Genomic DNA, 24,704 nt, shown 5'->3' with positions numbered 1-24,704 from the left:
GTGTTAACGTGAAATTACTCCAGGTACAGAATCTGAGAACGACGTTTCATATAGATGCGGGGCAAGTGCAGGCAGTCAGGGGCATTACCTTTCACGTGAATAAAGGAGAATCGATCGGGATCGTAGGAGAGTCGGGCTCGGGCAAAAGCGTATCCATGCTGTCGCTTTTGAAGCTCCTCCCAGGCAATGCCCGGCTGGAGGCGGATAGCATCCAGTTCGATGAAACTGAGCTTGTACACGCCGACCAAAAAGCAATGAGAAAAATGCTCGGAAAAGACATCGGCATGATTTTTCAGGATCCGATGACGTCCTTAAATCCGCTTTTTACGATCGGCGAGCAAATCACCGAGCCACTGCGCATACATCAAAAGCTGTCCAAGGAAGAAGCGCGTAAAAAAGCGATCGAAATTTTGCGGATGGTCGAAATCCCTAGTCCAGAGAGCAGGCTGAAGCAATACCCCCACGAGTTTTCCGGAGGGATGAGACAGCGGGTCATGATTGCGATTGCCCTGTCCTGTTCGCCCAAGCTGCTGATTGCCGATGAACCGACGACGGCGCTGGATGTGACGATTCAGGCACAAATTCTGGATCTGATGCGCGATCTCAAAAACAAGCTGAACGTCTCCATCGTCATGATTACGCATGATCTTGGTGTGATCGCCAATATGTGCAACCGGATCGTGGTCATGTACGGCGGAACCATCGTTGAGCAGGGAACGACCAGAGAAATCTTTTACGAGCCAAAGCATCCTTATACGTGGGGACTATTGCGATCCATCCCGCAGTTTTCAGAGGGGGAAAAGAAGAAGCTCATTTCCATTCCGGGGAGCCCTCCTGATTTGCTGAGGCCACCAGCAGGCTGTGCTTTTACTGCTCGGTGTCCGTATGCCATGAAGGTTTGTGAAAAGCTTCCTCCTCCGCAGATTTCGTTGTCTGAAACGCATCAGGCAGCATGCTGGCTCATGCATCCGAAAGCTCTGCCCTACGCGAAAGAGGTGATCAGCTAATGGGGGATGCCAATCAAGCTCTGGTCGAGGTTCGCAATCTGAAGAAGTATTTTGAAGTGAGGAAAAGCTTTCTCGGCCGTAGTTCCACACAGTTAAAGGCAGTGGACAATGTCAGCTTTTCCATCTCCAAGGGGGAGACGTTTGGCTTGGTCGGTGAGTCCGGGTGTGGCAAGACGACGATCGGCAGGACGCTGTTAAAGCTGTACGAACCGACAGCCGGTGATATTTTGTACAAAGGCCAGTCGATCAGCAGCCTAAACCACAAAGAGATGCTTCCTTACCGCAAGAAGATGCAGATGATCTTTCAAGACCCGTACGCATCGCTTGATCCGCGTATGACGATAGCAGAGATCATCGGCGATCCGCTGGTGGTACATAACATCTACCAAGGCAAAGACCGGATCGATCGCGTCAAGGAGTTGATCGAGCTGGTGGGACTAAAAGCGGACCATCTCAATCGCTATCCGCATGAATTTTCCGGCGGGCAGCGTCAACGGATCGGGATCGCGCGGGCATTGGCAGTCGAGCCGGAATTCATTGTATGCGATGAGCCGATATCCGCACTGGACGTGTCCATTCAAGCGCAAGTAGTAAACATGCTCGAGGAACTTCAGGAGCGCTTTGGACTGACCTATCTGTTTGTCTCCCATGATTTGTCGATGGTAAGGCATATCTCTCACAAGGTAGGGGTCATGTACCTGGGGAGCTTGGTGGAGTACGCCGAAGTCAATGAGCTTTATACGAATATGCAGCATCCATACACAAGAGCGCTGTTGTCTGCGGTGCCCATCGCTGATCCGGATACAGCGGAGCGCAGCGAACGGATACACCTGCAAGGAGACGTGCCAAGCCCAATGAATCCTCCGAGTGGTTGTGCATTTCGGACGCGCTGCGCCTATGCAATGAGCAGGTGTGCAGAGGCAAAGCCGGGCTTGCGTGATATCGGAAATGGGCACGTCGTTGCTTGTCATCTGATTGATTAAGGGATAGTGGCACCGTTCGTGAGGATATGAATGCTGTTTCTTTTTGGACAGCTCATATAACAATAAAAATATGGGGGGAAGAGTATGAAAAAAAGGATGGGCTTGGTACTGGCAACGCTTCTTGCGATCACATCCGTCACTGCCGGGTGTAGCAGCTCCGGCACGGCACCACAAGGTCAGCAAAACCAGCAGCAAAGTGCTCCGAAAACAGAGGGTGAAAAACCGGCAGCAGAGCAAAAGATTATTTACGCATTGAGTCAGGAACCAGAACAAATGGACCCAACGTTAAACGTGTATTCGCGCTCCTCTATTGTTCTGCAAAACCTGTTCAGAGGACTTTATAAAATTGATGAATCAGGGAAAAAGCCGATTCCTTCCTTGGCCGAATCGTCTGAGCTGGATTCGACAGGAACCAAGTACACCTTCAAGATTAACAAAAACGCCAAGTGGTCCGATGGCAAGCAAGTAACCGCGCAAGATTTTGAATACTCTTGGAAGCGCGTACTGGACCCTGAGGTTGCTTCAGGCGCAGCTTTCTACCTGTACTATCTCAAAAACGGAAAAGCGTACAACGAGAAAAAGGCTAGCGCGGATGACGTAGGGGTAAAAGCCATAGACGACACGACTCTTGAGGTAACGCTGGAAAATCCAACACCGTACTTCCTAGAGCTATTGTGTGTCACCGCCTATTATCCGGTACGAAAAGACGCAGTAGAAAAAGAAGGCTGGACGAAATCTCCTGAGACTTATTTGACAACAGGACCGTTCATGCTGTCGGAATTGAGACCAAAAGAAAAATATGTGCTGAAGAAAAATCCGAACTATCTGGAAGCAGACAAAGTGAAGCTGGAGACACTGGAAATTGTGTTTATCGAGTCCAACGAGGCTGAGCTGGCTGCCTACACCAACGATGAAATTCAGGTCTCTGACAATATCAGCCCGGAAGGAATGAAGCAGTATCAGAATACACCTGATTTCTATTCGATTCCGCGCATTGGCATGCAGTATTTTGACTTCAATGCGTCCAAGAAGCCTTTTGATGATGCAAGAGTTCGCAGGGCATTCAGCATGTCTATCAACCGCGACCAGATCATCAAGAGCATTATCCAGTCTGTAGAAAAACCTGCGTTTGGGATGGTGCCTTACGGAATACCACACGGGGTGCAAAAGGACAAGGAATATCGCGATGTAGTCGGAAACCTGTTTAGCGAAAACGTAGACGAAGCGAAGAAACTGCTTGCTGAGGCAGGCTACCCGGACGGCAAAGGAATGCCTGAGGTTACGTTGATCGTCATGGCAAGCCAGTCCGATAAAGATATTGCGCAAGCCTTCCAAAGCATGTGGAAACAAAATCTGGGCGTAGACGTAACTATCAAAACGTTCGAATCCAAAGTCTACTGGGATGAAATTGATAATGGCGACTTCAACATCGCTTCTGACGGCTGGACAGGTGACTACCCAGACCCAATGACCAACCTCGACATTTTCGAAGGGGTCAATACAGCCGATGATTTGCGCTGGAACAGTGCAGAATACGACCGCCTCCTGGAAGAAAACCGCAAAATCTCCGATCAGGCCAAACGGATGGAGAACTTTGCAAAAGCAGAGAAAATCCTGGCCGATGAAATGCCACTCATGCCAGTTCGATTCTTCGAGGATCAGTTCCTGGCGAAGCCAAATGTCAAAGGAGTTTTGAAAAACTACATCGGTCATACGATCTTTGAGTACGCGTATGTAGAATAATTCAATAGAACAGGGGAGGGTCGGGAAGTGATGGCTTTTCGACCTTGCCTCTTGAGGGAGAAGCAAACATGAGACCGATTATAGGCGTAACTACTTTTTTATCGGAGCAATCAAAGTACAGCACCGTAAGCCGAAACTACATCGATTCGATTTATGCTGCAGGCGGCTTGCCAGTCAATATTCCCATCATTTCGAATGAGTCGAATTACGAGGATTACATAGACATGCTGGACGGACTCCTTTTTACGGGAGGAAACGATATTGCTCCTTATTATTTCGGGGAGAATCCGGTTCGGGAGCTGAACTCGATGTCCTCGATTCGTGACGAGTATGAATTTTCTCTGTTCAAAATCGCCTATGAGAAAAACATGCCGATCTTCGGGATTTGCCGCGGTATTCAATTGATCAACGTAGCGATGGAGGGGAGCCTCTATCAAGATATTTACAGTCAGTGTCCGGGCACACTGGGACATTCTCCTGAGCATACGGCTTCCGACGAATTCTATCACGCTGTGCAGATCAAAAAGGACACGCAGCTCTATGAAATTTTTGGCGAGGAGCGGATTTTTACCAATTCGTTTCACCATCAATCGGTCAAACAGCTAGGGAACAATCTGATCGCGACAGCTTTTTCCGAGGATGGCATTGTAGAGGCGATTGAGAGCACAGAGGATCGATTCTTGCTCGGGGTTCAATGGCATCCAGAGTGCATGACCAAACGCCATCCGATGTTCCTGAAGCTGTTCCGGGCATTTGTCGAGGCATCGATTCAATACAAACAAAAGGAGGTTTCTGTATGAAATTGTTCATCAGTGCAGATTTGGAAGGGGTAGCTGGCATCGTCAACTGGAGCGAGGCTGATATCGAAAGCCCGTTTAGCAAATATTTTACTGAGCAAATGACCAAAGAAGTGAATGCTGCCTGCGAAGCGGCGATTGCGGCAGGAGCAGAAGACATATTGATCAAGGATGCCCATAGTACAGCGAGAAACCTGGACCCGTCGAAGCTTCCTGAGCAAGTGAAGATTTTGCGGGGCTGGACGCGCGACCCTTACTCGATGATGGCGGGGCTGGATGACAGCTTTGATGGCGTATTCTTTATCGGCTATCACTCAGCGGCGGGAGCCAATGGAAACCCGCTGGCACACACCATGAACATGCAAAATGAGTACGTGAAGATCAATGGGGAAATTGCCAGCGAAATGTTAATCAATGCGTATACGGCTGCGTCCATGGGAGTTCCCGTCCTCCTGGCTACTGGGGACAAAATGATTTGTGAGGACGCACTGAAAATCAACCCGCATATAAAAACCGTGCCGGTGAGCGAAGGAATTGGCAATGCCTCGATCTCGATTCATCCGAATGTCGCACTCAAAAAGATCAAGGAGCAGGTCCAGGCAGCTCTCTCGGACGACCTTGGCAAATACAAGATTGAGCTGCCCGAATCGTTCCACGTAGAGATCGCCTTCCGCGAGCATTATTTGGCGTATCGCGGCTCATTCTACCCGGGTGCCAAACAGACAGGTGCCAAAACGGTTGAATATGAAACGAACGACTATAACGAGGTTCTACGGTTTTTGTTCTTTGTATTGTAACGCTCGAAATCAAAAAAAGGCTTATTCCGGCAGAGTGACAGCGGGAATAAGCCTTTGTTCTTATCAAAATCAACTGACGATTGGAGCCTTTTTTCCTTCCGCCCAATCGAGAATAAATGTCGCCTGACCGGGGTTAAGCGGGTCCGGGAGGCTGTTTTTTGCAAAAAAGCGATGTTCAGAGCTTTCCAGACCCTCCTGCTTGAGCTCGCCATGATAAGACGCTACCCGAAAGATAATCTGTATGCTAAAAATTTTGTCACCGTTCGGATATTCCCGAAGACCAATTTCCCCTGAGTAAATACCAAACAGCTCAGGTCCCTCGATGATCAGATCGGTCTCCTCCTGAACCTCCCGATGCAGCGTTTCCATGAATGTCTCACCGATTTCCATAAGCCCGCCTGGCAAACACCAGTTGTTCTGGTCCTTGCGGCGCTGGAGCAGAATACGACCTTGCTCGTCCTCGATTATGGCGCCACAGCCGACGGTAATCAACCGTTCATATCCAATCATTCGGCGCATCGTTTGAATATAATCATTCACCTGGAAAAATCCCCCTTCCTAACCTGGATTGTACAAAAAGAAAACCTGTTTGACCATAGGGCCAACAGGCTTTTGCATGAAAACATTATCCCATGTGCTTTTTGTACATCCACAGCTGTCCGCTCTTGATGACACGGGCCATTTGACCAACCAGCGACATTTTCCCCATGCTGGCGAAGCCTTCTTTTTTTCCAAGGGAGCCGAGGAAGCCTTTGTGCTTGAGAGCAGGCAGAGAGGCAGGGTATTCTTCGCCTTTGATGTCTTTTCTCAGCATGAGGGCAATCTGATCACCTTGTATCTCAGCCGTTTGGGCACTTGGCGCGATGATCGTACTCGCACAGTCGCCGACGACGTAGACATTCGTATGGGATGGAATTTGATGATACTGATTTAATTTAGCTCGTCCGATGTTGTCTTGTTCAATTGGAAGAGAGCGTACGATGCGATTGGCTTGGATACCAGCGGTCCAGACGATTACATCGCTTTCTACCGGCTGATTATGGTTGTAGACCACACCAGGCTCAATACCCGTCACGCATGCCATGGACACGAGCTGTACTTCGTGCTCGATAAACCATTGGGAGGCATATTCCTGCAGCTTTTTCGGGAATGGACTCAAGATGCTTTGGCCACGGTCAATGATGCGTACGTTCAAGTCAGGACGACTTTCACGCAGCTCGGCAGCCATTTCTACGCCGCTGAGGCCACCGCCAACAACCGTCACCGTTCCGTACGGATTCACGTTGTTAATTTCCGAGTAAGTATTGCGAGTAGCTCCCATTGTTTGGATGGAACAGGTATACTGCTCCGCACCAGGGATATCATGATAACGGTCCTCACAGCCCAAGCCGATTACGAGCCAGTCGTAGGAAAGGGTGTCCCCGTTTGCGAAATTGACGACCTGGTCGTCCAAATCCAATCCACTAATTTCCCCGTACTTAATCGTCAGGCGAGGATCGTTTGGAAAAGTGACACGCAGGTGAGATTCCGGTGTCGTCCCTGCAGCCAGAGCATAGTACTCTGTTTTCAGACCGTGAAACGGCATTCTGTCTACAAGGGTAATAAACACGTCGTCTGGTAAATCAGGGGACAGGACTCGCTCAATAATACGAAGACCCCCGTATCCTCCACCAAGGATCACAAGTCGTTTCATAGAAGGTCTAGTCCTTTCTTCTGTCCGCTTTTGACAGACAGGAATTCAGTAATTATGCCCTATCTCTCGCAAGGGCAACGAAGGCTCCTCCAAAAACGTGTTGGAACCCATCAGTTCTATGCAGCACCCATTCTATTTTTAGTCTCTTTCACTAAAAATGCAAGCAGAATCTTTTTCCCACATTCGTTACTGGATTTTTACTGAGGAAGCGATACAATATAGAACGTAAAGGATGTCGAAATAATCGGTAGGTGACAATTATGAAACCGTTAGTAGAATTTTGTGCGAGCAACGTCTCTTCTTATACCAAATCGGTTGTCGACGCACTTGAAAATGATCCGGAGCTGGACGTCGATGTTCTGGAGTACGGTTGCCTTGGTTACTGTGGGGAGTGCTACATGCTGCCATTTGCCCTTGTAAACGGTAATTTGCTCCAAGCAGAGACAGCAGAAGAGCTGCTCGTCAAAATCAAAAACAAGCTACGGGAACAAGACGAGCTGGACGCTCTTTTTCCATTATAGGAGATTTCATTAGGATGTTCATTTTTGCTCGCCGGGAAAACCTGTGGGCATAAATAAAAAAGCTGATGCCGAATTTGCAAAGGGCATCAGCTTTTTCGTTCTTCCAACAATTAGTGTTCTTTGATGACGTTATAGAAGGTATCGCGTTCCAGGGCGCGTTTTCCTGCACCTTTGATCAGCCATACCAGCTCATCGACAGTCAGAGCTTGCTGTGTAAGTGCACCTGCGGCGTGACTGATGCGCTCTTCAACGAGGGTTCCGTGTGCATCGGAAATACCCATGGTCAGGGAAAGCTGAGTCAGCTGTGTACCGATGTTGATGAAGTAAGCCTTGATATGCTGGAAGTTGTCGAGCATCAAACGGCTGATCGCCATCGTTTTCAAGTCGTCGATCGCGGAGTTGCGGCGTTTGATTCCAGCAGTTGCTTTGATCGGTTGAACAGCGAGCGGAATAAATACCATGAAGCCATTGGTGTCGTCTTGCAGCTCACGTACACGCAGCATGTGGATGACGCGCTCTTCGAGTGTTTCAATCGAGCCGTACAGCATCGTGGTATGAGTCTTCAAGCCGAGCTCATGAGCGGTACGGTGTACTTGCAGGTACATGTCTGTGCTTGCTTTCTCCGGGCTCATTTTCATACGGTAACGCTCTGTCAAAATTTCTGCTCCGCCACCAGTCAAGCTTTGCAGACCAGCTTTCATCAGCTCTTGCAGCACCTCGCGAATCGAGAGGCCAGAGATGCGGGAGAAAAATTCGATTTCTGCACCGGTATAAGATTTGATGGTTACATCAGGATACGCTTTTTTCAGGGTGCGAAGTGTATCCAGATAGTATTCGAATGGTTGGTGCTGGTTATGTCCACCTACAATGTGGAATTCGCGGATGCCAGGATGGAAACGCGTTTCTACATAATGAAGCAATTCTTCGGTGTTCATCGTATACGCGCCCTCTTCGCCTTCATCGCGGCGGAAGCCACAGAATTTACAGTGAGCTTCACATACGTTTGTAGGGTTAATATAGAGATTTTGCAAAAAGTAGACATTGTCTTGATTTTTACGATAATTGACAATGTTTGCCAATTGCCCAATTGTGAGCAGATCGTTAGAGTTGAACAGGGTGACACCATCTTCTAGTGTGAGACGTTCGCCGTGCATGACTTTTTCTGCGATTCCAGCGAGCGATTTATCTTGGATGGCTAAGGTTTCAACCGCCATTCCAAACACTTCCTTTCCAAATCAAATAGTCGTAGTAGCTAGGGAGTTCATCACATTTTTACCCCAATTCTGAGCGTTCTGGGGGATGGAGAAATCACCTGTAAAAACAAAAAATCTCGGGCAACAAGGCACCTATATTATAAACCTCTTAGGTTTTGCGAACAATATCATAAGTTCTCCAAGTGTATACTGTAAAATTCTAACATTTACCGTCAGATGTTGCTTGTTTTTTGGGGAAAGTGGGAAATTATGTTTGCGAAAACGTAGCAGATCTTGTAAAATATAGGTAAGAAAGCCTGAACTACTATTAGGAGGAGCTTCAAAATGCGGGACGTTTTACTCGAAAAAATCGAACTCCTTCGACAGCGTATGGTAAATATAGGGTTAGAGTTTGGGTTAGATCATCCAGAAGTCCTAGAATACAGTATACAAATTGATCAACTACACAACGAACTGAACCAGATAGATCATCATAATCTGTCTAAGGCCGGTAGCCGAAAAAATCCATATCGTTTTTACTTGTTGGAAAACAAAGCTTTTTTTGCGTAGAGAGGGGGAAACCCTCTTTTTTGTTTTTTTCACCAAGAATGGGCGCCACAAGTGCAGGGTAACCTTGTGGGAAAGGAAGCTTCTTTGTATACTGAAGATAAGTAAGAAACAAGGGAACCAGGAGTAAGCCAGCAAAGGAGTGATAGAAGCATGATTACATTGACAGAGCAAGCCAGCCACAAGGTTAAGGAAATGTTGGCGGCAGAAGGCAAGGAAGGCTTGTTTTTGCGTGTGGGTGTCAAACCGGGTGGTTGCAGCGGCTTTACTTATGGTATGGGCTGGGATCACGAAATGAAGGAAGGCGACGAGACCTTCGAGCAGCATGGTGTGAAAATTGTTGTCGACAAAGACAGCTATCTATACATTAAAGGAACCGAAATCGACTACAAGGAATCCATGATGGGCGGAGGCTTTTCCATCGAGAATCCGAATGCGATTGCGTCCTGTGGCTGCGGGTCATCGTTCAAGACCGCACTGGCAAAAGGCAAAGAAGAAAAATGTGACGACTAAGTCCATCATAGCAGTGGTTTACAAGACCTCTCTCGACTGTGTAGCGAGCTACATGAGTCGGGGAGGTTTTTTTTGTTTGGATCGAGAAATTTTTTTCAAATAATGTCACAAAAGGGATTTGTTGTTTGTTATACCTGTCAATCGGAGGTGAGATGGCTTGGATAAGAAGGAATTGGAGCAGGTGATAAAGGAGGTAAAGGCCGGAGACATAGATCAGTTCGGAGTCATCATCGACACCATGCAAAAGCCGTTATTTGTGTACTGCTATCATATGCTCGGACATAGACAAGAGACCGAAGATGCGGTTCAGGAAGTATTTCTCAAAGCCTATGAGCAAATCGATAGCTATCGCAGCGTGGTTTCCTTTTCTGCATGGCTGTACAAAATTGCTTATCATCATTGTCTCAACCTGCTAAAAAGGGCGAGGCTGGGCCGTATTGTAACTTTTTGGAAAGCGGGAATCCCTACTGTCAGCCGCCATGAAGGCGAGGAACGGATCGATCGGGAGTATTTGAGCAATCCACTTCATCTGGCTTTATTGAAGCTTTCAGCAAGCGAGCGCAATCTCATCATTTTGCGTGTAGTGGAAGACAAGGGTTATGACGAGCTTTCCATTTTATCAAGATGATAAAAAGAGACTGATAGAAGTCAGAACGATGGCTACTGACATTACCAAGGAAGATTTGCTGAAGATTGCAGAAAAGCTGTAACCGTATCCTTCCAATATTCTTCCACGTATTTACAAGAGCAGCCCCCAATTGGGACTGCTCTTGCAGCATTTTAGATGAATGTGTACGTGGGGAGTGAAACATAGTGGCGGATGGGATACAGAGTCATGCAGGCTATCGGTGGCTGTTTTTGGGGGCGCTGATAATCGGCTGTCTGGGGGATTTCTTGTTTTACGGAAAAGAGTTTGGCATTTCCTTTCCCTTATTTTTGATCGCAATGTATGTCCTTTTTTTCTGGCAGGCACATCTGCGCAATCATTTACGGATTACGACTCGGCAGGCTTTCGCATGGCTTTTGACCGTGCCGAATCTCATGCTGGCATTTACCTTCTTTTTATACGCGAATGAGTTTTTTCACCTGATCAATTTTGTTCTGGTTTTGTTTTTGTTCGTTGTCCAGACGATGCTGCTCACTGAGAGGCATCAATCGAAATGGTACACGCTTGGCTTTGTGGGGGACTTGCTGGAGACCGTACTGCTTTATACGCTGAAGTACGCACGTCTGCCGTTCGTCATGGGAAAGGACTGGATCAAGTCCAGAGTTGATCGCGAAAAGTATAGCGTCGTGATCAAGGTGCTCGCGGGAATCGGGATATCGTTGCCGATCTTGCTTGTGGTGCTCGGACTGTTATCACACGCAGACCAGGTCTTCAGCTATTTTTTAACCGAAATTCCGAGTATGCTGTTTGACTGGGATTCTGCTGAAGCATTATTTCGCTTGTTTTTGATTGGCTTGTTTTCTCTCCTTTTTTTTGGCTATCTGTATACTCTATTTGGTCCACGGGAGGCGACAGTGGCACTCCCGGTGAAGGAAGCAGAGGAGAAAAAGATTGCCTGGGACGGCATTATTCTGGTGACGCTGCTGACGATCATCAATGTGGTGTACGCTGCGTTTGTGTTTATCCAGATCTCGTACTTGTTTAGCGGCCAAGAGACAATGCTGCCAGCAGGGATGACGTATGCCGAGTACGCCAAAAACGGGTTTCATGAGCTGGTCACGGTGACCGTGATCAATTTCATCATTTTGCTTAGCACCATGCATCTGGCGTCGCGAGCAAAGCCTCTTTTGTATCGTTTGGTGCAGATTCTTCTTAGCTTCCTGACAGTTTGCACGAGCTTTATGCTTTTTTCAGCCTATTTTCGCCTGTCGCTTTATGAGGAAGCATATGGCTACACACATTCGCGATTGCTGGCACACGCATTTATGATCTTCTTGTTCGTGCTGTTCGTGATTGCGCTTCTGAAAATTTGGCGCAATCGCTTTTCCCTGATTCAATATTACGTGGTAGTGGCGTTGATTTGCTATGTGGTGCTGAACTACGTGAACATGGATGCCATGATTGCGAAGAACAATCTCAACCGGTATTACGCGACAGGAAACATCGACATAGAGTATTTGGGCAGACTTTCGTATGACGCCGTCCCTGTCATGATGGAGCTGACGAAGGATCAGTCTATCGCTGCATCCTTGCAAAATCAGCTGAAATATAAAAGAGAGGATGTACAGGAGGAGAAGAGCTGGCAGTCATTTAATCTATCGAAGTATCGGGCAAAGCAATATTTACAGGAATGAAAATGCGAAAGCGGAGACGTGGTCAACTACGTCCCCGCTTTTTTCTACATGCAAACCAGATAGCTGCTATACCTGCCAGAGTGAGTAGAGCAAGCACGCTGTATGGTACGAGTTTTTGCGTCCAGACGATTTCTACTGACTGGCTGGGGGGATTGCCGGGACCAAGCGTAAGTAGATCATCTGTGGCATGGAGTAACTCTGCTGTCCGACTGCAAATATGTGTCTCGAGAACGTCTCTCTCCCAATAAGAGGCGTAAACGAGATATTCTTTACCAACCTCAAAATGAAACCCGCAGCCGAGTTCCCAGCCTTCTGTAAAGATGAGGACTTGGGTTTGGTCCATCCCTTTCCATGTAGACTGGACGTCCAGCACAACCTCGAAGCCTCCACGAACGGGTTGATTCGAAAGCGGTATCCATTCACGCCAATCACTTGATTCTTGGACTTGAATGACTTTGCCAGAAAAGATGGCTGTCGATTGCTGGATGGCTTCTTGTGGAGAGGGGGTGCTACAGCTGCATGCATGAGCAGGAGTGGCCTGGAAAAAGAAGGAGGTGCAAACAAAGATCACGAATAAAACGGCAAAAACGATACGTCGTTGCATGATTGATCACTCCCATCAACCATAAGACGATAGGGAAAGGGAAAAGTTTCCAATGATGATAGCCGTACTTGTCTTTGCCTGTGTGGTCATAGGAGCTGCATTCTGTCTCATTCACACGTTGTATGTCAAAATAACGACGATATCCATGTCAGTACCGGGCGTGCCCCGACTCACTCTCGTTCACCTTACGGATTTACACGGGCGTATACGCTTTTTGAACGGGCCGCTGCATCGCTTGGTCAATCGTCTAGCTCCTGATGTAGTGCTGGTGACTGGAGATTTAACGCAGCATAGCGGGCAGCTGAATCAAGTGCTTACGGAGCTTTCACGAATCAACCCTAGAGGCGGCATTTATTTCGTACCTGGTAACTACGAACGGGAGGAGGTCATTTGCCATCGCAAAAGGCTGTACACCTCGGAAGCTTATGCTGCGAACAAAAAAGCGTGGGAAAAACATATGATCGTGTTGGAAAATGAGGGACGATTGATAAAGATGGACGATAGCCGGATTTTGATTTATGGCTTTGATAATTCTACCTATGGAAACGAACGGTATGCGTGGGACGATTCCGAGCAAGCAGACCTGACTGTTTTTCTCGCTCATTCTCCGAACATCATTACGTTGATTCATCAGAATGGGCTAAAGGCGGATTTGCTGTTGTCGGGACATACCCATGGGGGGCAAATCCGTTTGTTTGGAAAACCGCTGGGCGGTGGAGCGTACAAGCATTTTCACGTTGGGCAAAAAGTGGAGGAATCCGTGGGCATATTTAGCATCAGCCGTGGGTTGGGAACAGCAAAGCTGCCTGTTCGTTTGTTCTGCTTTCCCGAAATAACGGTTTATCAGATGAATCATCATCAGACAAATTGAAGAAGCCCTTGCTGTTGCTACGAGGCAACGACAAGGGCTTTTTGCGTAACGAGAGACTACCGGCGGGCTGCCGGCTTGATGTCTGCTGGAATCGGGCAGACATATGTAGCGCCATCTAGCTTTTCTACGAGCTCAGCTTTTGCTTCGGCGATGAGTTCCGGGTTTACCATCATCTCTACAGCTGTGGCCGCCATGATTTTCCCCGCATGCAGCATTCCTTTGTGACCGATCGAGGTACCACCCTGGGCAACGGCTTGCCATGAGTGCAATTGAGTGCCCATGGCAAAGCAGGTTGTCGAGCATTGTACGGTTGGAATGATCCAGCTGACGTCACCTACATCCGTCGAGCCAGACATGAGTCTTGCTACTGGCATGAGCGGCATTAAGATGCTAGACAGCTCTTGCTCCTTCAATTGCTCAGCCATGCCTTTTCCTTTGGCTCCCAGCACCTTTTCGATCATTTGCAGCTCACTGTTTTTGTCCGAGTCGGGAATCGTCGTGCGAATTTGACGAGCGAATTCTTTTTCGTTCTGATCAAATTCGGGTACTCCCAGCTCGGTAAAGTTGCTGTACATGACGCGCTCCATCGTCTGATTCGGGATGAGATTGGAGCAGGCTTTGTCAAAAATGATATCGACGGCCGTTTCCGTCATCATCGCAGCACCACGTGCAATTTGGCAAACGCGCTGATAAATTTCTTCCACCTGCTGTGTTTTCGGTGCGCGGATCAGGTAGAGTACATCCGCCTCTGCCTGGACGACATTCGGAGAGAAGCCGCCGCTATTGGTGATGGCATAGTGAATACGGGCTTCAGGAATCACATGCTCGCGCAAGTAATTGACGCCGATATTCATCAGCTCTACGGCGTCCAGTGCACTGCGTCCCAGATGAGGGGCGGCTGCGGCATGGGCAGCTTTGCCCTTGAATTTGAAATAGACTTGATAGTTGGCGAGACTGCTGATGGACATGAGCGTATTGAAGGTTTGCGGATGCCAGCAAATTGCAAAGTCAGCGTCATTAAACAAGCCTTCGCGTGCCATGTAGGCTTTGCCTGATCCACCTTCTTCTGCGGGGCAGCCGTAGTAACGAACTGTTCCCTTGATTCCGTTTTCCTCCATGTAGTGGCGGATAGCGACTGCCGCAGCCAGAGAGCCTGTACCGAGCAGGTTATGACCACAGCCATGCCCGTTTCCGCCTGCTACGATAGGCTGATGAGTGGCATTGCCGCGCTCCTGGCTCAGGCCAGAGAGGGCATCGTATTCACCGAGAACAGCGACAACGGGACTGCCACTGCCGTAGCTGCCGATAAAAGCGGTTTCAATTCCTGCGACACCTTTTTCAACAGTGAAGCCTTCTGCTTCCAAGGCTTTGCAGAGTAATTCCGCAGAGCGAAACTCCTCAAAACGAGTCTCCGCATACTCCCAGATTCGATCACTCACATTTGTGAACAGGTCGCTTTTTTGATCAATGATTTCCGCAATTCTTTGACGATTGAACATGAAGAACACCTCGCTGCATTTTCAAAATTTTTACGAATCGTTCCATTCCGCTTAATTCGTGGTGCTAACCGTGGTTGGCGTCTCATTTCGCACTTGTGGTGTAGTACGAAGCGTCATGCCTACCACAAACGGAATGGCTACCGCGATGATCAACAACCAGAACGCTGCATCATAAGAGCCGTTGAACCGTTGAATCATAAAGCCCATGGCTGTTGGCGCAATAACTCCTGCTGTCTGTCCACCAAGATAGATCAGGCCGGAAGCAGCACCGACAGAGGAAGGATCGATGTACTTCAGTGGCATGGTCAATGTCGTGGTTACTGCTGCGGCAAGACCGATATTCGCTAGTGCCTGGTACGCGACTACTAACGCTACGGTAGGAGCTTTAGACAAGAGATAAAGCGAAATGATGCCAATAAACGAACCGATTATGATTAATAGTCTTTCGCGTCCTACCATGCGTTTGTCCAAAAGCCATCCGGTGAGCAAGACAGTAGCAAAGGAGAGAATCGCTGGAATCGAAGCGAGAGCACCCATGGAAACCATATCGAGATGGCGAACCTTTACCATATAGGTAGGCATCCAGGACATCATGCCCCACGTCACCATCGAAATGCCGAAATAGATGGCCATCAGCTTCCACAACATGGAGATTTTCAACAGCTTGCGCAAAGGCAGCTTTTCCGCCGTTTTCTTGGCAGCGACGGCTTGTGCTCCAGTAGGATGCAAGAACTTGGCGTATAAAGCAGCAAGAAGAAATCCGACTATTCCGAGAATGACGAACATAAATTGCCAGCCAAAGCTTTTGGACAGGCTAGCTGCTACCAGAGTAGCGAGAACACCCCCGATGGTTGTAGCAGAGGTCAAGATAGATTTGGCACGTGCCCGTTCGTGCTGTGGAAAGCTTTCTGCTACCGCAACCGAACTGGCAGAAGGATAGCTGCCTTCCCCAATCCCGAACAAGAAGCGAATCACGATGAGGGAGAGGAACGACCAGGCGGTACCTGTCAGGATCGTAAACAGCGACCAGCCGACAACAGATATTATAATGACTTTACGTGAGCCGAATTTATCTGCGAGACTGCCCCCAATTGGCTGCATGATCGCATAGCTCAGAAAGAAGCTGCTGAGAATAAGACCAACCTGTGTTTCTGATAGACCAAACTCTTGCGAAATAGGTATGACAGCTACATTGATCGCGACTTTATCGAAGTAGTTGATGATCCATCCAAGGCACAAAAGTCCGAGAACCAGGTACTTGTTTTTGCTGTTTGCAGTAGCGGTATTCATCGTAAGGCCCCCTTGTTAGCGTTTTCACGGTTGTGTACAAAAAAAGCGATTTTCTAAGCAGGCGAAAGGGAACACCACCACCTTATGTAAGTAAACGAAATCGCAAAAGTATTTTTAGACACAATAAAGACGATTTCTAAAAATAACTTTAAAGCAATCTTTTTGACATTTCAAGTCTTTTCAAAATATTTTCAAAGAGGCCCAAATCTCCTATAATGGTCAAGTGAGTGGAAGGAGGGATTTCTTATGATCCGATTGGGTGCCATCATTGCCCAGCACTCTTTAACAGAATTGGTATCCGTTCCGGCACGTGTCCAGGAACATTGTGAGATCGTCATGCTGCCCTATCAGCGTTTGCATGAGACACCAGAGATTTACAGACAAAACGAGCAAAATGTCGATGGCTTTGTACTGACAGAATTGGCTTATGCGTATCTCATGCAAGAGTGGGGCAGCTTTTCCATACCGACGTATACGTTTCAAATCAGCGAGCAGGAGTTTTATAAAAAGCTGTTTCAGCTTACCCTGCGTAATCGAGATATGGATTTCTCTCGGGTGTATATCGACTTTATTCATCCACAAAACAACTTTTTGGGGCTTACAGATATCTTCGAGGCAGCGTCTATGCCGTACACGTTAAAAGGCTTCGTGGTAAACGATGAGATTTATGAGGCCGTACTGAATGAACATATTCGTTTGAGACAAGAGGGCAAAATTGATTTGTCGTTGACACGCTTGAGCAATATCGTGCCACAGCTAGACCGGAACGGTGTACCGCATCTTTACGTCTTCCCCTCGCCTGACTCCATCGTCTCGCAGTTTGAGCAAATCATTACGGAGCTGGCAGCGATCAAGCTGGCGGAGAGCCGTATCGCGATCGGGCATATTACGATTGGCCAGGTCGATGGGGAAAAAGAGAGCTTGAATGAGTGGGAGCTGCGGCAAATGCTGCTGCACAAATCGCTTCTGGAGTTCAGTACGGAGCAGCGGGTTCCGTTTTTGATCCAAAAATCGAATAAAAGCTTTGAGATCATCAGTTCTTTTAAAGACATCAAGCTGCTAACCGACAATCTTACCCAATGCTTGTTACTTGCCTACCTGGAAAAAACACTTCCTTTTCCCGTGCATATCGGTTGGGGCGTAGGAAACAGCATGTACAAGGCACGGACAAACGCACAAGCTGCTAACGGCATGTCAGCGGCAAATCAAACGCCAGGTACGTTCATTGTGACGGACAGCGATCAGATTATTGGTCCGCTCGGAGAAGAAAACTGTCTCCACTATCGTAATCAAATGAATAGTGCGATCCAGCGACTGAGTGAAGCGACAGATTTATCTACGCTGCAGCTCCAAAAAATATTGGCGGTTCTAGCGAAAACAGAGAGTAACGAGTTAACGGCAGATGAGCTCGCCTACCATCTCGGGGTCACGGTACGAAGCGCGAATCGGATGCTGAATCGACTGGAGGAAAAAGGCGTTGCTCACGTCTTGTATAAGAAACAGGAGAAGCTGCGCGGACGTCCTACGAAAATCTATCAAATTCAGCTGCCAAACGAATAATTTTGGCGAGCCTGGCAAAATGTTCATCAATCGTTAGCCATTTCGTCACCAATTAGTCAAGGATTCCAGATTTTGGACGACTTCTTTTCAGTACAATGATAGTGTAGAACAAGTAGAAAGAAGGGGTCAGAAGTGAACAAAAAATGGGGTCTGTTGGTTTCAGCAGTTGCGCTGTCCGCAATGTTGATGACAGCATGTGGTGGAGAAAGCAAGGATCAGGCGGCAAGCGGCAATTCTGCAACTCCTGCAGCGACATCTGGCACTGCGGTTAACATTGAAGCGAGCAACTGGAAATTCAATCAAGATACATTTGAGGTTAAGGCTGGCGAGGAGTTCACCATTAACTTCAAATCGACTGAAGGCTTCCATGGAATCGGGATCCAAGGCCTGGATGTAGACATCCAAAAAGATGGCAGCAAAACGATGAAAATCGATGAAGCTGGCGAATACACTATTTTCTGCAACGTTATTTGCGGACCAGACCATGGTAAAATGGTTGCTAAACTCGTTGTAAAATAAATCCAATCCTTTTCCATAAGAGAAACACACAACCACCCAAACACTTTGGCCTGCATTGCGGGTCAGGGTGTTTTTCAATTTTGGCGGAGGCTTCAGCCGGATCACGCAGCACACCTCCCAAAACGGGAGAAAATACGGGTCATAATTTGCGAAAAGAAGATAAGTAACAGGAAGCGGTCACATCCACTTCTATGAAAGGTCCACCTAAAACTTACGGGTGGGCCTTTCTCAATTCCTTTTCACATTTTCATACATGAGTTTGCCTATTTTTGCGCATGGTAAGGAGGAAAAGGTTGTAAAAAGGAGTGAACGAAATGAAGCATTGGAAAAGAGGAATAGTAGCAGCGATCTTGGGGGTGAGCATGGCGCTTCCAGGTGTCGTTCAGGCAGCAACGAGTTCAGCACATTCTTATTCGATGGAGAACGTGAAGCCCTTGCACCGGGATCACGGCGATCACGCCAAAAAGTTTCATGGTATGCACAGTGGCGCACACCAAAAAATGTACATGACCCTACTGGCTGAAAAGTATACACCCAATAGTGTGGGAGAGTGGCAAGCCGCTTTCAAGGAAAGAGAGCGTCTAATGAATGAGCTCGAAGCAGCCCGCAGTGCCAATAGTGACGATCCGAAAGAAAAGAAAATGGACGAGCAGGGCAAAAACGATGACGCGAGACGTGCACGCATGGAGCAGTACAAGCAGACTCGCGAGGAATTCAACGCGGCGATTGAGTCAGGAGATGCGGCAAAAATAAAGGAAACACTGCCGAAAATGCTGGAGCAGCTGAAATCCAAAAATGAGCGTCTGGCGCAAAAGCTGAAGGAAAAAAAGAAGTAGGCTACGATTGGAAAAAGGACGTGTCAGAGAGCACGTCCTTTTTCATGTGAATGGCCGCCCAAGCATATCAGGCGTCCATTCCCGTACAATCGTCGTAAACTCCTCTCGACAGTGAGCGCACCAGGCAGTATGGAGGCATTGGTGCTGCTTGCGATCAGGCAAGCCATTGTCCATTTTCGCATCATCTATTTCACGGTACGGACTGTAATCCCCATAGTAGTCATACAGCCGACCCGCATCCGACATCAGCTGCCCGCAGCGAGGACAGTCTTCTTGAAGAGCAGCAAGTCCATTACAAACCGGGCAAAAATGTTTCATGGCAACTCTCCTCCACGACGGTTTGGCGGTCATCACTACTGTGCGCTTGAACCAGATGGGCTATACAAGGGGGAGGGGAGGCGATAAAAAACCCTGCTTGTGCTTCTGGGAGCAGCAAACAGGGACGACATTGCTATGCTTTAAAGTTGTCCATGCTCGACGAGTGGCCAGGCTGCAGCTTTGCATCCGGGTTGAAATAAGAAACGGCGTTGTTCACAGCAGTGGGAGCCTCACCGAACCCGACAGCAATCAGCTTCACTTTGCCTGGATACGTGGCGATGTCACCTGCTGCAAAAATGCCTGGAATATTGGATTCCATGCGCGTGTTCACAACAATCGAGCCTTTTTCCAGCTCAAGTCCCCAATTTTTAATCGGACCGAGAGAGGAAATGAAGCCAAAGTTGACGATGACAGCATCGACTTCCAATTCGACTTCTTCCTTGGATGTGCTGTTTACTAATGTGAGTCGTTCGATCTTGTCTTCACCGTGCAAGGCTGTTAATTCGTAAGGAGTGGTTACTTTTACTTTGGATGCCATGAGCATTTCTACGCTGTGTTCATGAGCACGGAATTTGTCTCTGCGATGGATGAGGTGTACTTCTTTGGCAATCGGTTCGAGCATCAGGGACCAGTCCAGTGCGGAGTCGCCACCGCCAAAAACGGCAACGCGCTGTCCCTTGAAGGAGTTCAGATCGGTAACAAAGTAGTGCAGATTGGATTTTTCGTATTTGACGGCATCTGGATGTTCCAGTCTGCGGGGTTCAAAAGCACCTACACCTGCTGTGATGATTACAGATTTGGAGTAGTGCGTGCCTTTGTCCGTTGTGATTTCAAACACATCGTCCGCTTTTTTCTCGACGTTTTCCACTTTTTCTTCCAGGCAAACCGTTTGCTGAAAGCGTGAAATCTGATCTTTCAGATTATTGATCAAATCCTGTGCCAAAACCTTTGGGAATCCGGCTACATCATATATGTACTTCTCCGGATAAAGAGCAGACAATTGTCCACCAAGCTGAGGCATGCTCTCTATGATTTTTACACTTGCCTGGCGCATGCCACCATAAAAAGCAGTGAACAATCCGGCCGGGCCTCCACCAATGATCGTAATGTCGTAGATTTGCTCGTCCTTTTGCAGAAAATTCAATCCAAAGCACCTCCGAATATTCGTGAAACGAACTCAAGCTCCATTATACCTTATTTTTCCGATTGAAAAAAAGCAGGTAAAATTCGGTGGGATAGGCAAAAAACCCTTGCAAATCAAATCTGCACCCGATAAGATGAGGGGGAATGTAATAAAATTGTCACATTTTTTTCTGAGTTTGTGCTTTTTTTCACAGATTGCTTCATACAACATTGCATAGGCAATCATTCTCGTTATGACTTCTGCATACATTTTGGGCATCTTAAAACGTAACTAGCCTCGTGAAATTTCGCACAAACTTCCCTTTTTATGAATTTTTCCTTACTATTAATGATGAATGGAAGGGATACCGATGAGTACACCCAAAATCCTCATTCTGGGCGCTGGGTACGGTGGATTAATTACCACCCTGCAGCTGCAAAAAAGGCTGAATTACAACGAAGCCGAAATCACCTTGGTAAACAAACACAACTATCACTATATTACGACCTGGCTGCATGAGCCGGCTGCTGGAACAGCTTCTGCTGACCATGCACGTGTGAGTCTCGAAGGGCTTTTAAACAGCGACAAGGTCAATTTTGTAAAAGGTACGGTCCAATCGATTCAATCCGATGCCCAAACCGTTACTTTGGAAAACGGGGACGTCCTCGACTATGACTACCTCGTGATTGGCCTTGGAAGTGAACCGGAGACATTTGGCATTGAGGGATTAAAGGAGCACGCATTCAGCATTCGCAGCATCAATGCGGTGCGCCATATTCGCGAGCACATCGAATACATGTTTTCCAAATTTAAAAATGAACCGCATCGCACCGATTACTTGACCTTTGTCGTCGGGGGAGCAGGCTTTACAGGGATCGAATTCTGCGGGGAGCTCGGAGATCGTATGCCAGAGCTTTGTGAGGAATTCGATGTGGACCCAGAGCTGGTAAAGGTATATTGCATAGAAGCAGCGCCAACTGCTTTGCCTGGCTTTGATCCTGAGCTGGTCAACTACGCCATGGATGTGCTGGAGCGCAAAGGGATTGAATTCAAGATCGGGACCCCGATCAAGCAATGCACCCCGGATGGCGTACTGCTTGCAACAGGCGAAGAGATCAAATCCAAAACGGTCATCTGGGCCGCTGGCGTGCGCGGAAACAGCCTCGTGGAAAAAGCAGGCTTTGAAGTAATGCGTGGCCGTGTCAAGGTCGACGAATATTTGCGAGCGCCTGGGCATGAAAACGTATTTGTCGTAGGTGATTGCGCTCTCATCTTTAACGAAGAAGGGCGCCCTTATCCGCCAACTGCTCAAATAGCTGTCCAAGAAGGTGAAACATTGGGCGACAATTTAGCAGCGATGATTCGTGGAGAACTCACCCAAAAGTTTATCCCTCATTTGCAGGGAACACTCGCATCCTTGGGCAAAGGCGAAGGCATCGGCCAGGTTGGTTCGAAAAAGCTGTTTGGCAGCACAGCAGCCATGATGAAAAAAGCGAGCGATTTGCGCTACCTGTACAAAATCGGTGGCGTCGGTCTGGCTCTCAAGAAAGTTAAGCTGTAGGCGTATGCGTCACGCGAGTATACAAGTCAGAGGGCTAATGACCCGCGAAGAGATGGAACGCTACAACGCCATGATGGAAGTGGGCGCCTTTTTGGAAGAACAGGGCAGACACGACCTGGCGTGGAATGTGCAGCGAGAAGTGGATATTCTCATCCTGCCTGCTATCGACCGGCTCAAGGAAAAGGGCCGGGAGAGGGACAGAGAAAATCTGCGTTACATGATTGATAATGGCCTGTTGGATGACGAGGATGACTAAACGATTGGGTGCCCCCGGTAAGTGTTGCCGGGGGTTTCGTGTAGGTAAGAAAGGGAGCGAGGATACATGAGAGAAGGAAAAGTATGGCTTGGAGCATGTGGAATTGTGATTCGCGGCGAGGAAGCACTCGTGGTCAAAAAAGCGTATAGCGGACTAAAAGGACAATGGTCGTTTCCGGCAGGCTTCGTTCAGCAGTCAGAGACGGTAGATGAGGCCGCAGTGCGTGAAGTGCTGGAGGAAACAGGGGTACAAGCTGTTGTCCGGCACGTAGCGGGTATTCGGTCGGGTGTCATTAAAGAGAGCATCAGTGATAATATGGTTGTGTTTTGGATGGATTACGTGAGCGGGGAGCCGCGTCCGCAAGAGGGCGAGATTACTGAGGCGAGATTCATGCCGATTAGCGAGCTGCTGCAAGACCCACTTTCTTCTACATACTTAAAAATTATACTGCCAGGATATAAAACTCGTGAGCAAGGCATGCCAGGGTATACGTATGAGATTGATCCAGTCTTTCAGTACACCTCCTATAAAATATTCAAGTAATGGAGGCCTCACAAGCCAAAAAAGTGAGAATCAAAAAGATAAACCGTGATGTTTCCGCTTACATCATGGTTTTTTTGCGTTTTTTCCGATGGAAAGCTGTTGTGCAATCCGTAAATATTTTGATATAGTTAGATACATCAAAATTATCTGAATATACATGCAATTACCTGGAACGCATGTATATCGAAAGGGGAGCTCATCATGAGACAGAAACAAGAACAATGCCCGTATTGTGATGGTCAAGGGTATTTCCAGCTGCTCCTGGGGGGCTCGGAAAATTGCCCAAACTGTGAAGGAGCAGGTACACACGCTCAAGCCGATCCAGTCTCTTCTAAACAATAATGAACATCTGGCATAGCAAGGAAAACCGTCAGGGAATCACTCCCCGACGGTTTTTTTGGTTTTCGCTCACATAAACCCAATAACAGCGCGTATTTGCAGCAGTCGCTCATATTGACCTTTCCCTTTTATTCGGCTACACTTAAAAGCGAAAAATAGCCCGTCCTTCCTGCAATTGCCAATGCATATGCGCAAAAGCCGGAGACGATGGCAGGAGGTCTAACGGTCGATGAGCTTGCTGCAATTTATGGTGTCTATTGTGCTTTTTACCGTGCTCGGGTTTGGCATCGGATTTATTTTAAACATGATTTTAAAGACAACCTGGCTTCCGGTTGTGATTGCGGTTGGGGTCGTAGTCGGTGCTCTGGTCTACCAAAAAATTGTTCCAGGTGTTTGGGATTCGCTTATTCTTGGATGTGGAATGATTGGTACGGTAGCAAGCGGCTGGACGATTCACACGCTTCGAAAAAAAGGATATCGGATGTTTTAACAAATGCCAGACAGACCTTGAAAATAGGTCTGTTTTTCTTTACACGCGCCATCCATACAAAACCTAATATACTGAATATTTTAGGAATGATCCAAAATTTGTGTATAGGTTTCTCCTCTTCGGGACATGACTAGAACCGAGAGGAGGTTTACCAGAAATGAATGGAAAGCTGTTAGTGAGTATCATCGCACTTACCGTCATGGTACTGACAAGCTTTGTGAGCGATGGATACGGCTACAACGTAGTGGGGGATCACAGTATCCAATCCACATTTGGAGTTAGGGAAACCAAGGAGGGGCAGCGTGTCAGCAAAAAGCGTACCGTGTCGGCTAGCTCACTCACTCAAGTGATTGATAAAAATGATGTACTACTTGATCAATATCCAAAAGTGCGTGTTGTGGCTACAGGTTATTACGCAGGATACGAATCGACGGGGAAACACCCGTCCCACCCGTCTTATGGAATTACATATTCGGGCGTCAAGGTACGTAGAGATGATTATTCCACAATTGCTGCTGACCTGCGTGTGTTCCCACTCGGCACGGTATTATATATTCCGGGCTACGGGTATGGAGTTGTAGCAGATAAAGGAGGAGCCATTCGCGGAAACAAAATCGATCTGTATTTTGAAACCAAACAAGACGTCTTTACCCAGTGGGGGAAAAAGTCAGTGGATGTGTATATCGTCCGACGAGGCGAGGGCAAGCTGACAGAAGCATTCTTGAATAATTTGAATCAAAAAGGCATCGCTGCGATGGCGGAGGTCACCAATTAAGCAAT

General features: G+C 47.7%; 28 protein-coding genes. 20 read left to right on the top strand and 8 right to left on the bottom strand.

The window, feature by feature from the left end; translation table 11 throughout:
* Nucleotides 1–8: 8 nt before the first annotated feature.
* The 5 genes from SB752_RS01680 (at nucleotide 9) to SB752_RS01660 (ending at nucleotide 5,327) form a co-directional block, all read left to right on the top strand.
* Complete coding sequence (locus SB752_RS01680; RefSeq protein WP_410714011.1) at nucleotides 9–1,007, top strand: ABC transporter ATP-binding protein; 999 nt, start codon at nucleotides 9–11, stop codon at nucleotides 1,005–1,007.
* On the top strand, nucleotides 1,007–1,990 hold the full coding sequence (locus SB752_RS01675) for an ABC transporter ATP-binding protein (protein WP_410714010.1): 984 nt from the start codon (nucleotides 1,007–1,009) through the stop codon (nucleotides 1,988–1,990). Before SB752_RS01680 ends, SB752_RS01675 begins: the two co-directional genes overlap by 1 nt.
* 84 nt (nucleotides 1,991–2,074) lie before the next feature.
* On the top strand, nucleotides 2,075–3,733 hold the full coding sequence (locus SB752_RS01670) for a peptide ABC transporter substrate-binding protein (protein WP_410714009.1): 1,659 nt from the start codon (nucleotides 2,075–2,077) through the stop codon (nucleotides 3,731–3,733).
* Nucleotides 3,734–3,801: 68 nt separating this feature from the next.
* On the top strand, nucleotides 3,802–4,533 hold the full coding sequence (locus tag SB752_RS01665; RefSeq protein WP_410714008.1) for a gamma-glutamyl-gamma-aminobutyrate hydrolase family protein: 732 nt from the start codon (nucleotides 3,802–3,804) through the stop codon (nucleotides 4,531–4,533).
* Nucleotides 4,530–5,327, top strand: coding sequence for a M55 family metallopeptidase (locus tag SB752_RS01660; RefSeq protein ID WP_410714007.1), 798 nt, complete (start codon nucleotides 4,530–4,532; stop codon nucleotides 5,325–5,327). Before SB752_RS01665 ends, SB752_RS01660 begins: the two co-directional genes overlap by 4 nt.
* Before the next feature lie 69 nt (nucleotides 5,328–5,396).
* On the opposite strand, the gene SB752_RS01655 is transcribed toward SB752_RS01660, so the two are convergent.
* Together SB752_RS01655 and SB752_RS01650 are read right to left on the bottom strand one after the other, a co-directional pair.
* On the bottom strand, nucleotides 5,397–5,867 hold the full coding sequence (locus tag SB752_RS01655; RefSeq protein WP_410714006.1) for an NUDIX hydrolase: 471 nt from the start codon (nucleotides 5,865–5,867) through the stop codon (nucleotides 5,397–5,399).
* 85 nt (nucleotides 5,868–5,952) lie between these two features.
* A complete protein-coding gene (locus SB752_RS01650) occupies nucleotides 5,953–7,020 on the bottom strand; it encodes an NAD(P)/FAD-dependent oxidoreductase (RefSeq protein ID WP_410714005.1) in 1,068 nt (355 codons plus the stop codon).
* Nucleotides 7,021–7,280: 260 nt separating this feature from the next.
* On the opposite strand from SB752_RS01650, the gene SB752_RS01645 reads away from it, so the two are divergent.
* The gene (locus SB752_RS01645) at nucleotides 7,281–7,541 is read left to right on the top strand and encodes a DUF1450 domain-containing protein (RefSeq protein WP_103104324.1); all 261 of its coding nucleotides are present in this window, start codon (nucleotides 7,281–7,283) and stop codon (nucleotides 7,539–7,541) included.
* Nucleotides 7,542–7,651: 110 nt separating this feature from the next.
* Here the strand turns inward: SB752_RS01645 and mqnE are convergent, their stop codons facing one another.
* Complete coding sequence (gene mqnE / locus SB752_RS01640; protein WP_410714004.1) at nucleotides 7,652–8,755, bottom strand: aminofutalosine synthase MqnE; 1,104 nt, start codon at nucleotides 8,753–8,755, stop codon at nucleotides 7,652–7,654.
* A gap of 324 nt (nucleotides 8,756–9,079) precedes the next feature.
* Between mqnE and SB752_RS01635 the strand changes: the two genes are divergently transcribed.
* The 4 genes from SB752_RS01635 to SB752_RS01620 all read left to right on the top strand — a co-directional run bounded on the left by SB752_RS01635 (nucleotide 9,080) and on the right by SB752_RS01620 (nucleotide 12,115).
* Nucleotides 9,080–9,304: an aspartyl-phosphate phosphatase Spo0E family protein gene (locus SB752_RS01635; RefSeq protein ID WP_049741585.1), complete on the top strand. Its 225-nt coding sequence runs from the start codon at nucleotides 9,080–9,082 to the stop codon at nucleotides 9,302–9,304.
* Nucleotides 9,305–9,454: 150 nt separating this feature from the next.
* A complete protein-coding gene (gene erpA / locus SB752_RS01630; protein ID WP_410714003.1) occupies nucleotides 9,455–9,814 on the top strand; it encodes an iron-sulfur cluster insertion protein ErpA in 360 nt (119 codons plus the stop codon).
* Nucleotides 9,815–9,971: 157 nt separating this feature from the next.
* Nucleotides 9,972–10,442 (top strand): RNA polymerase sigma factor, encoded by a 471-nt coding sequence (locus SB752_RS01625; protein WP_410714002.1) that lies wholly within the window; start codon nucleotides 9,972–9,974, stop codon nucleotides 10,440–10,442.
* 185 nt (nucleotides 10,443–10,627) lie between these two features.
* Entirely contained in the window at nucleotides 10,628–12,115 is a 1,488-nt protein-coding gene (locus SB752_RS01620; RefSeq protein ID WP_410714001.1) for a DUF4153 domain-containing protein, read from the top strand.
* Nucleotides 12,116–12,137: 22 nt separating this feature from the next.
* On the opposite strand, the gene SB752_RS01615 is transcribed toward SB752_RS01620, so the two are convergent.
* A complete protein-coding gene (locus SB752_RS01615) occupies nucleotides 12,138–12,719 on the bottom strand; it encodes a hypothetical protein (RefSeq protein ID WP_410714000.1) in 582 nt (193 codons plus the stop codon).
* Between the two features lie 52 nt (nucleotides 12,720–12,771).
* On the opposite strand from SB752_RS01615, the gene SB752_RS01610 reads away from it, so the two are divergent.
* On the top strand, nucleotides 12,772–13,590 hold the full coding sequence (locus SB752_RS01610) for a metallophosphoesterase (protein WP_410713999.1): 819 nt from the start codon (nucleotides 12,772–12,774) through the stop codon (nucleotides 13,588–13,590).
* Between the two features lie 56 nt (nucleotides 13,591–13,646).
* Here SB752_RS01610 and SB752_RS01605 read toward each other — a convergent pair whose 3' ends face one another.
* Both SB752_RS01605 and SB752_RS01600 read right to left on the bottom strand, forming a co-directional pair.
* On the bottom strand, nucleotides 13,647–15,089 hold the full coding sequence (locus SB752_RS01605) for a M20 family metallopeptidase (RefSeq protein ID WP_410713998.1): 1,443 nt from the start codon (nucleotides 15,087–15,089) through the stop codon (nucleotides 13,647–13,649).
* Nucleotides 15,090–15,140: 51 nt separating this feature from the next.
* Entirely contained in the window at nucleotides 15,141–16,379 is a 1,239-nt protein-coding gene (locus SB752_RS01600) for an MFS transporter (protein ID WP_410713997.1), read from the bottom strand.
* Between the two features lie 246 nt (nucleotides 16,380–16,625).
* Between SB752_RS01600 and SB752_RS01595 the strand changes: the two genes are divergently transcribed.
* The 3 genes from SB752_RS01595 (at nucleotide 16,626) to SB752_RS01585 (ending at nucleotide 19,294) form a co-directional block, all read left to right on the top strand.
* The gene (locus SB752_RS01595) at nucleotides 16,626–17,939 is read left to right on the top strand and encodes an HTH domain-containing protein (protein ID WP_410713996.1); all 1,314 of its coding nucleotides are present in this window, start codon (nucleotides 16,626–16,628) and stop codon (nucleotides 17,937–17,939) included.
* A 132-nt stretch (nucleotides 17,940–18,071) separates the two neighbouring features.
* Nucleotides 18,072–18,458: a cupredoxin domain-containing protein gene (locus SB752_RS01590; protein WP_103104334.1), complete on the top strand. Its 387-nt coding sequence runs from the start codon at nucleotides 18,072–18,074 to the stop codon at nucleotides 18,456–18,458.
* 314 nt (nucleotides 18,459–18,772) lie between these two features.
* A complete protein-coding gene (locus SB752_RS01585) occupies nucleotides 18,773–19,294 on the top strand; it encodes a hypothetical protein (RefSeq protein WP_410713995.1) in 522 nt (173 codons plus the stop codon).
* 42 nt (nucleotides 19,295–19,336) lie between these two features.
* On the opposite strand, the gene SB752_RS01580 is transcribed toward SB752_RS01585, so the two are convergent.
* Both SB752_RS01580 and SB752_RS01575 read right to left on the bottom strand, forming a co-directional pair.
* Nucleotides 19,337–19,612 (bottom strand): hypothetical protein, encoded by a 276-nt coding sequence (locus tag SB752_RS01580; RefSeq protein ID WP_410713994.1) that lies wholly within the window; start codon nucleotides 19,610–19,612, stop codon nucleotides 19,337–19,339.
* A gap of 133 nt (nucleotides 19,613–19,745) precedes the next feature.
* Nucleotides 19,746–20,747 carry an NAD(P)/FAD-dependent oxidoreductase gene (locus SB752_RS01575; RefSeq protein ID WP_410714261.1) on the bottom strand — a complete coding sequence of 334 codons (1,002 nt, stop codon included), beginning with the start codon at nucleotides 20,745–20,747 and terminating at the stop codon, nucleotides 19,746–19,748.
* 358 nt (nucleotides 20,748–21,105) lie between these two features.
* Here SB752_RS01575 and SB752_RS01570 point away from each other — a divergent pair, with 358 nt between their 5' ends.
* From SB752_RS01570 to SB752_RS01545, 6 genes are all read left to right on the top strand, one after another.
* The gene (locus SB752_RS01570; RefSeq protein ID WP_410713993.1) at nucleotides 21,106–22,296 is read left to right on the top strand and encodes an NAD(P)/FAD-dependent oxidoreductase; all 1,191 of its coding nucleotides are present in this window, start codon (nucleotides 21,106–21,108) and stop codon (nucleotides 22,294–22,296) included.
* Between the two features lie 4 nt (nucleotides 22,297–22,300).
* Nucleotides 22,301–22,552 carry a hypothetical protein gene (locus tag SB752_RS01565; protein WP_049741570.1) on the top strand — a complete coding sequence of 84 codons (252 nt, stop codon included), beginning with the start codon at nucleotides 22,301–22,303 and terminating at the stop codon, nucleotides 22,550–22,552.
* 66 nt (nucleotides 22,553–22,618) lie between these two features.
* Nucleotides 22,619–23,095 carry an NUDIX domain-containing protein gene (locus tag SB752_RS01560; RefSeq protein ID WP_410713992.1) on the top strand — a complete coding sequence of 159 codons (477 nt, stop codon included), beginning with the start codon at nucleotides 22,619–22,621 and terminating at the stop codon, nucleotides 23,093–23,095.
* Nucleotides 23,096–23,296: 201 nt separating this feature from the next.
* Nucleotides 23,297–23,437, top strand: a complete 141-nt coding sequence (locus tag SB752_RS01555) for a YuiA family protein (RefSeq protein WP_201264837.1) — start codon at nucleotides 23,297–23,299, stop codon at nucleotides 23,435–23,437.
* A gap of 226 nt (nucleotides 23,438–23,663) precedes the next feature.
* Complete coding sequence (locus SB752_RS01550) at nucleotides 23,664–23,924, top strand: YuiB family protein (RefSeq protein WP_103104346.1); 261 nt, start codon at nucleotides 23,664–23,666, stop codon at nucleotides 23,922–23,924.
* Nucleotides 23,925–24,081: 157 nt separating this feature from the next.
* Nucleotides 24,082–24,699, top strand: coding sequence for a 3D domain-containing protein (locus tag SB752_RS01545; RefSeq protein ID WP_410713991.1), 618 nt, complete (start codon nucleotides 24,082–24,084; stop codon nucleotides 24,697–24,699).
* The last annotated feature ends 5 nt before the right edge of the window (nucleotides 24,700–24,704 follow it).

Origin of the sequence: Brevibacillus sp. SIMBA_040, from assembly GCF_046535075.1 — a bacterium.
Lineage (GTDB): Bacteria > Bacillota > Bacilli > Brevibacillales > Brevibacillaceae > Brevibacillus.
This window is presented reverse-complemented; position numbering and strand designations above follow the sequence as displayed.

What these genes read in the sequence shown, in the direction of transcription:
- SB752_RS01675 (WP_410714010.1), top strand. Translation starts at nt 1,007, where the DNA reads ATGGGGGATGCCAATCAAGCTCTGGTCGAGGTTCGCAATCTGAAGAAG.
- SB752_RS01670 (WP_410714009.1), top strand. Translation starts at nt 2,075, where the DNA reads ATGAAAAAAAGGATGGGCTTGGTACTGGCAACGCTTCTTGCGATCACA.
- SB752_RS01665 (WP_410714008.1), top strand. Translation starts at nt 3,802, where the DNA reads ATGAGACCGATTATAGGCGTAACTACTTTTTTATCGGAGCAATCAAAG.
- SB752_RS01660 (WP_410714007.1), top strand. Translation starts at nt 4,530, where the DNA reads ATGAAATTGTTCATCAGTGCAGATTTGGAAGGGGTAGCTGGCATCGTC.
- SB752_RS01650 (WP_410714005.1), bottom strand. Translation starts at nt 7,020, where the DNA reads ATGAAACGACTTGTGATCCTTGGTGGAGGATACGGGGGTCTTCGTATT.
- SB752_RS01645 (WP_103104324.1), top strand. Translation starts at nt 7,281, where the DNA reads ATGAAACCGTTAGTAGAATTTTGTGCGAGCAACGTCTCTTCTTATACC.
- mqnE (WP_410714004.1), bottom strand. Translation starts at nt 8,755, where the DNA reads ATGGCGGTTGAAACCTTAGCCATCCAAGATAAATCGCTCGCTGGAATC.
- SB752_RS01635 (WP_049741585.1), top strand. Translation starts at nt 9,080, where the DNA reads ATGCGGGACGTTTTACTCGAAAAAATCGAACTCCTTCGACAGCGTATG.
- erpA (WP_410714003.1), top strand. Translation starts at nt 9,455, where the DNA reads ATGATTACATTGACAGAGCAAGCCAGCCACAAGGTTAAGGAAATGTTG.
- SB752_RS01615 (WP_410714000.1), bottom strand. Translation starts at nt 12,719, where the DNA reads ATGCAACGACGTATCGTTTTTGCCGTTTTATTCGTGATCTTTGTTTGC.
- SB752_RS01610 (WP_410713999.1), top strand. Translation starts at nt 12,772, where the DNA reads ATGATGATAGCCGTACTTGTCTTTGCCTGTGTGGTCATAGGAGCTGCA.
- SB752_RS01605 (WP_410713998.1), bottom strand. Translation starts at nt 15,089, where the DNA reads ATGTTCAATCGTCAAAGAATTGCGGAAATCATTGATCAAAAAAGCGAC.
- SB752_RS01600 (WP_410713997.1), bottom strand. Translation starts at nt 16,379, where the DNA reads ATGAATACCGCTACTGCAAACAGCAAAAACAAGTACCTGGTTCTCGGA.
- SB752_RS01595 (WP_410713996.1), top strand. Translation starts at nt 16,626, where the DNA reads ATGATCCGATTGGGTGCCATCATTGCCCAGCACTCTTTAACAGAATTG.
- SB752_RS01585 (WP_410713995.1), top strand. Translation starts at nt 18,773, where the DNA reads ATGAAGCATTGGAAAAGAGGAATAGTAGCAGCGATCTTGGGGGTGAGC.
- SB752_RS01580 (WP_410713994.1), bottom strand. Translation starts at nt 19,612, where the DNA reads ATGAAACATTTTTGCCCGGTTTGTAATGGACTTGCTGCTCTTCAAGAA.
- SB752_RS01570 (WP_410713993.1), top strand. Translation starts at nt 21,106, where the DNA reads ATGAGTACACCCAAAATCCTCATTCTGGGCGCTGGGTACGGTGGATTA.
- SB752_RS01565 (WP_049741570.1), top strand. Translation starts at nt 22,301, where the DNA reads ATGCGTCACGCGAGTATACAAGTCAGAGGGCTAATGACCCGCGAAGAG.
- SB752_RS01560 (WP_410713992.1), top strand. Translation starts at nt 22,619, where the DNA reads ATGAGAGAAGGAAAAGTATGGCTTGGAGCATGTGGAATTGTGATTCGC.
- SB752_RS01555 (WP_201264837.1), top strand. Translation starts at nt 23,297, where the DNA reads ATGAGACAGAAACAAGAACAATGCCCGTATTGTGATGGTCAAGGGTAT.
- SB752_RS01550 (WP_103104346.1), top strand. Translation starts at nt 23,664, where the DNA reads ATGAGCTTGCTGCAATTTATGGTGTCTATTGTGCTTTTTACCGTGCTC.
- SB752_RS01545 (WP_410713991.1), top strand. Translation starts at nt 24,082, where the DNA reads ATGAATGGAAAGCTGTTAGTGAGTATCATCGCACTTACCGTCATGGTA.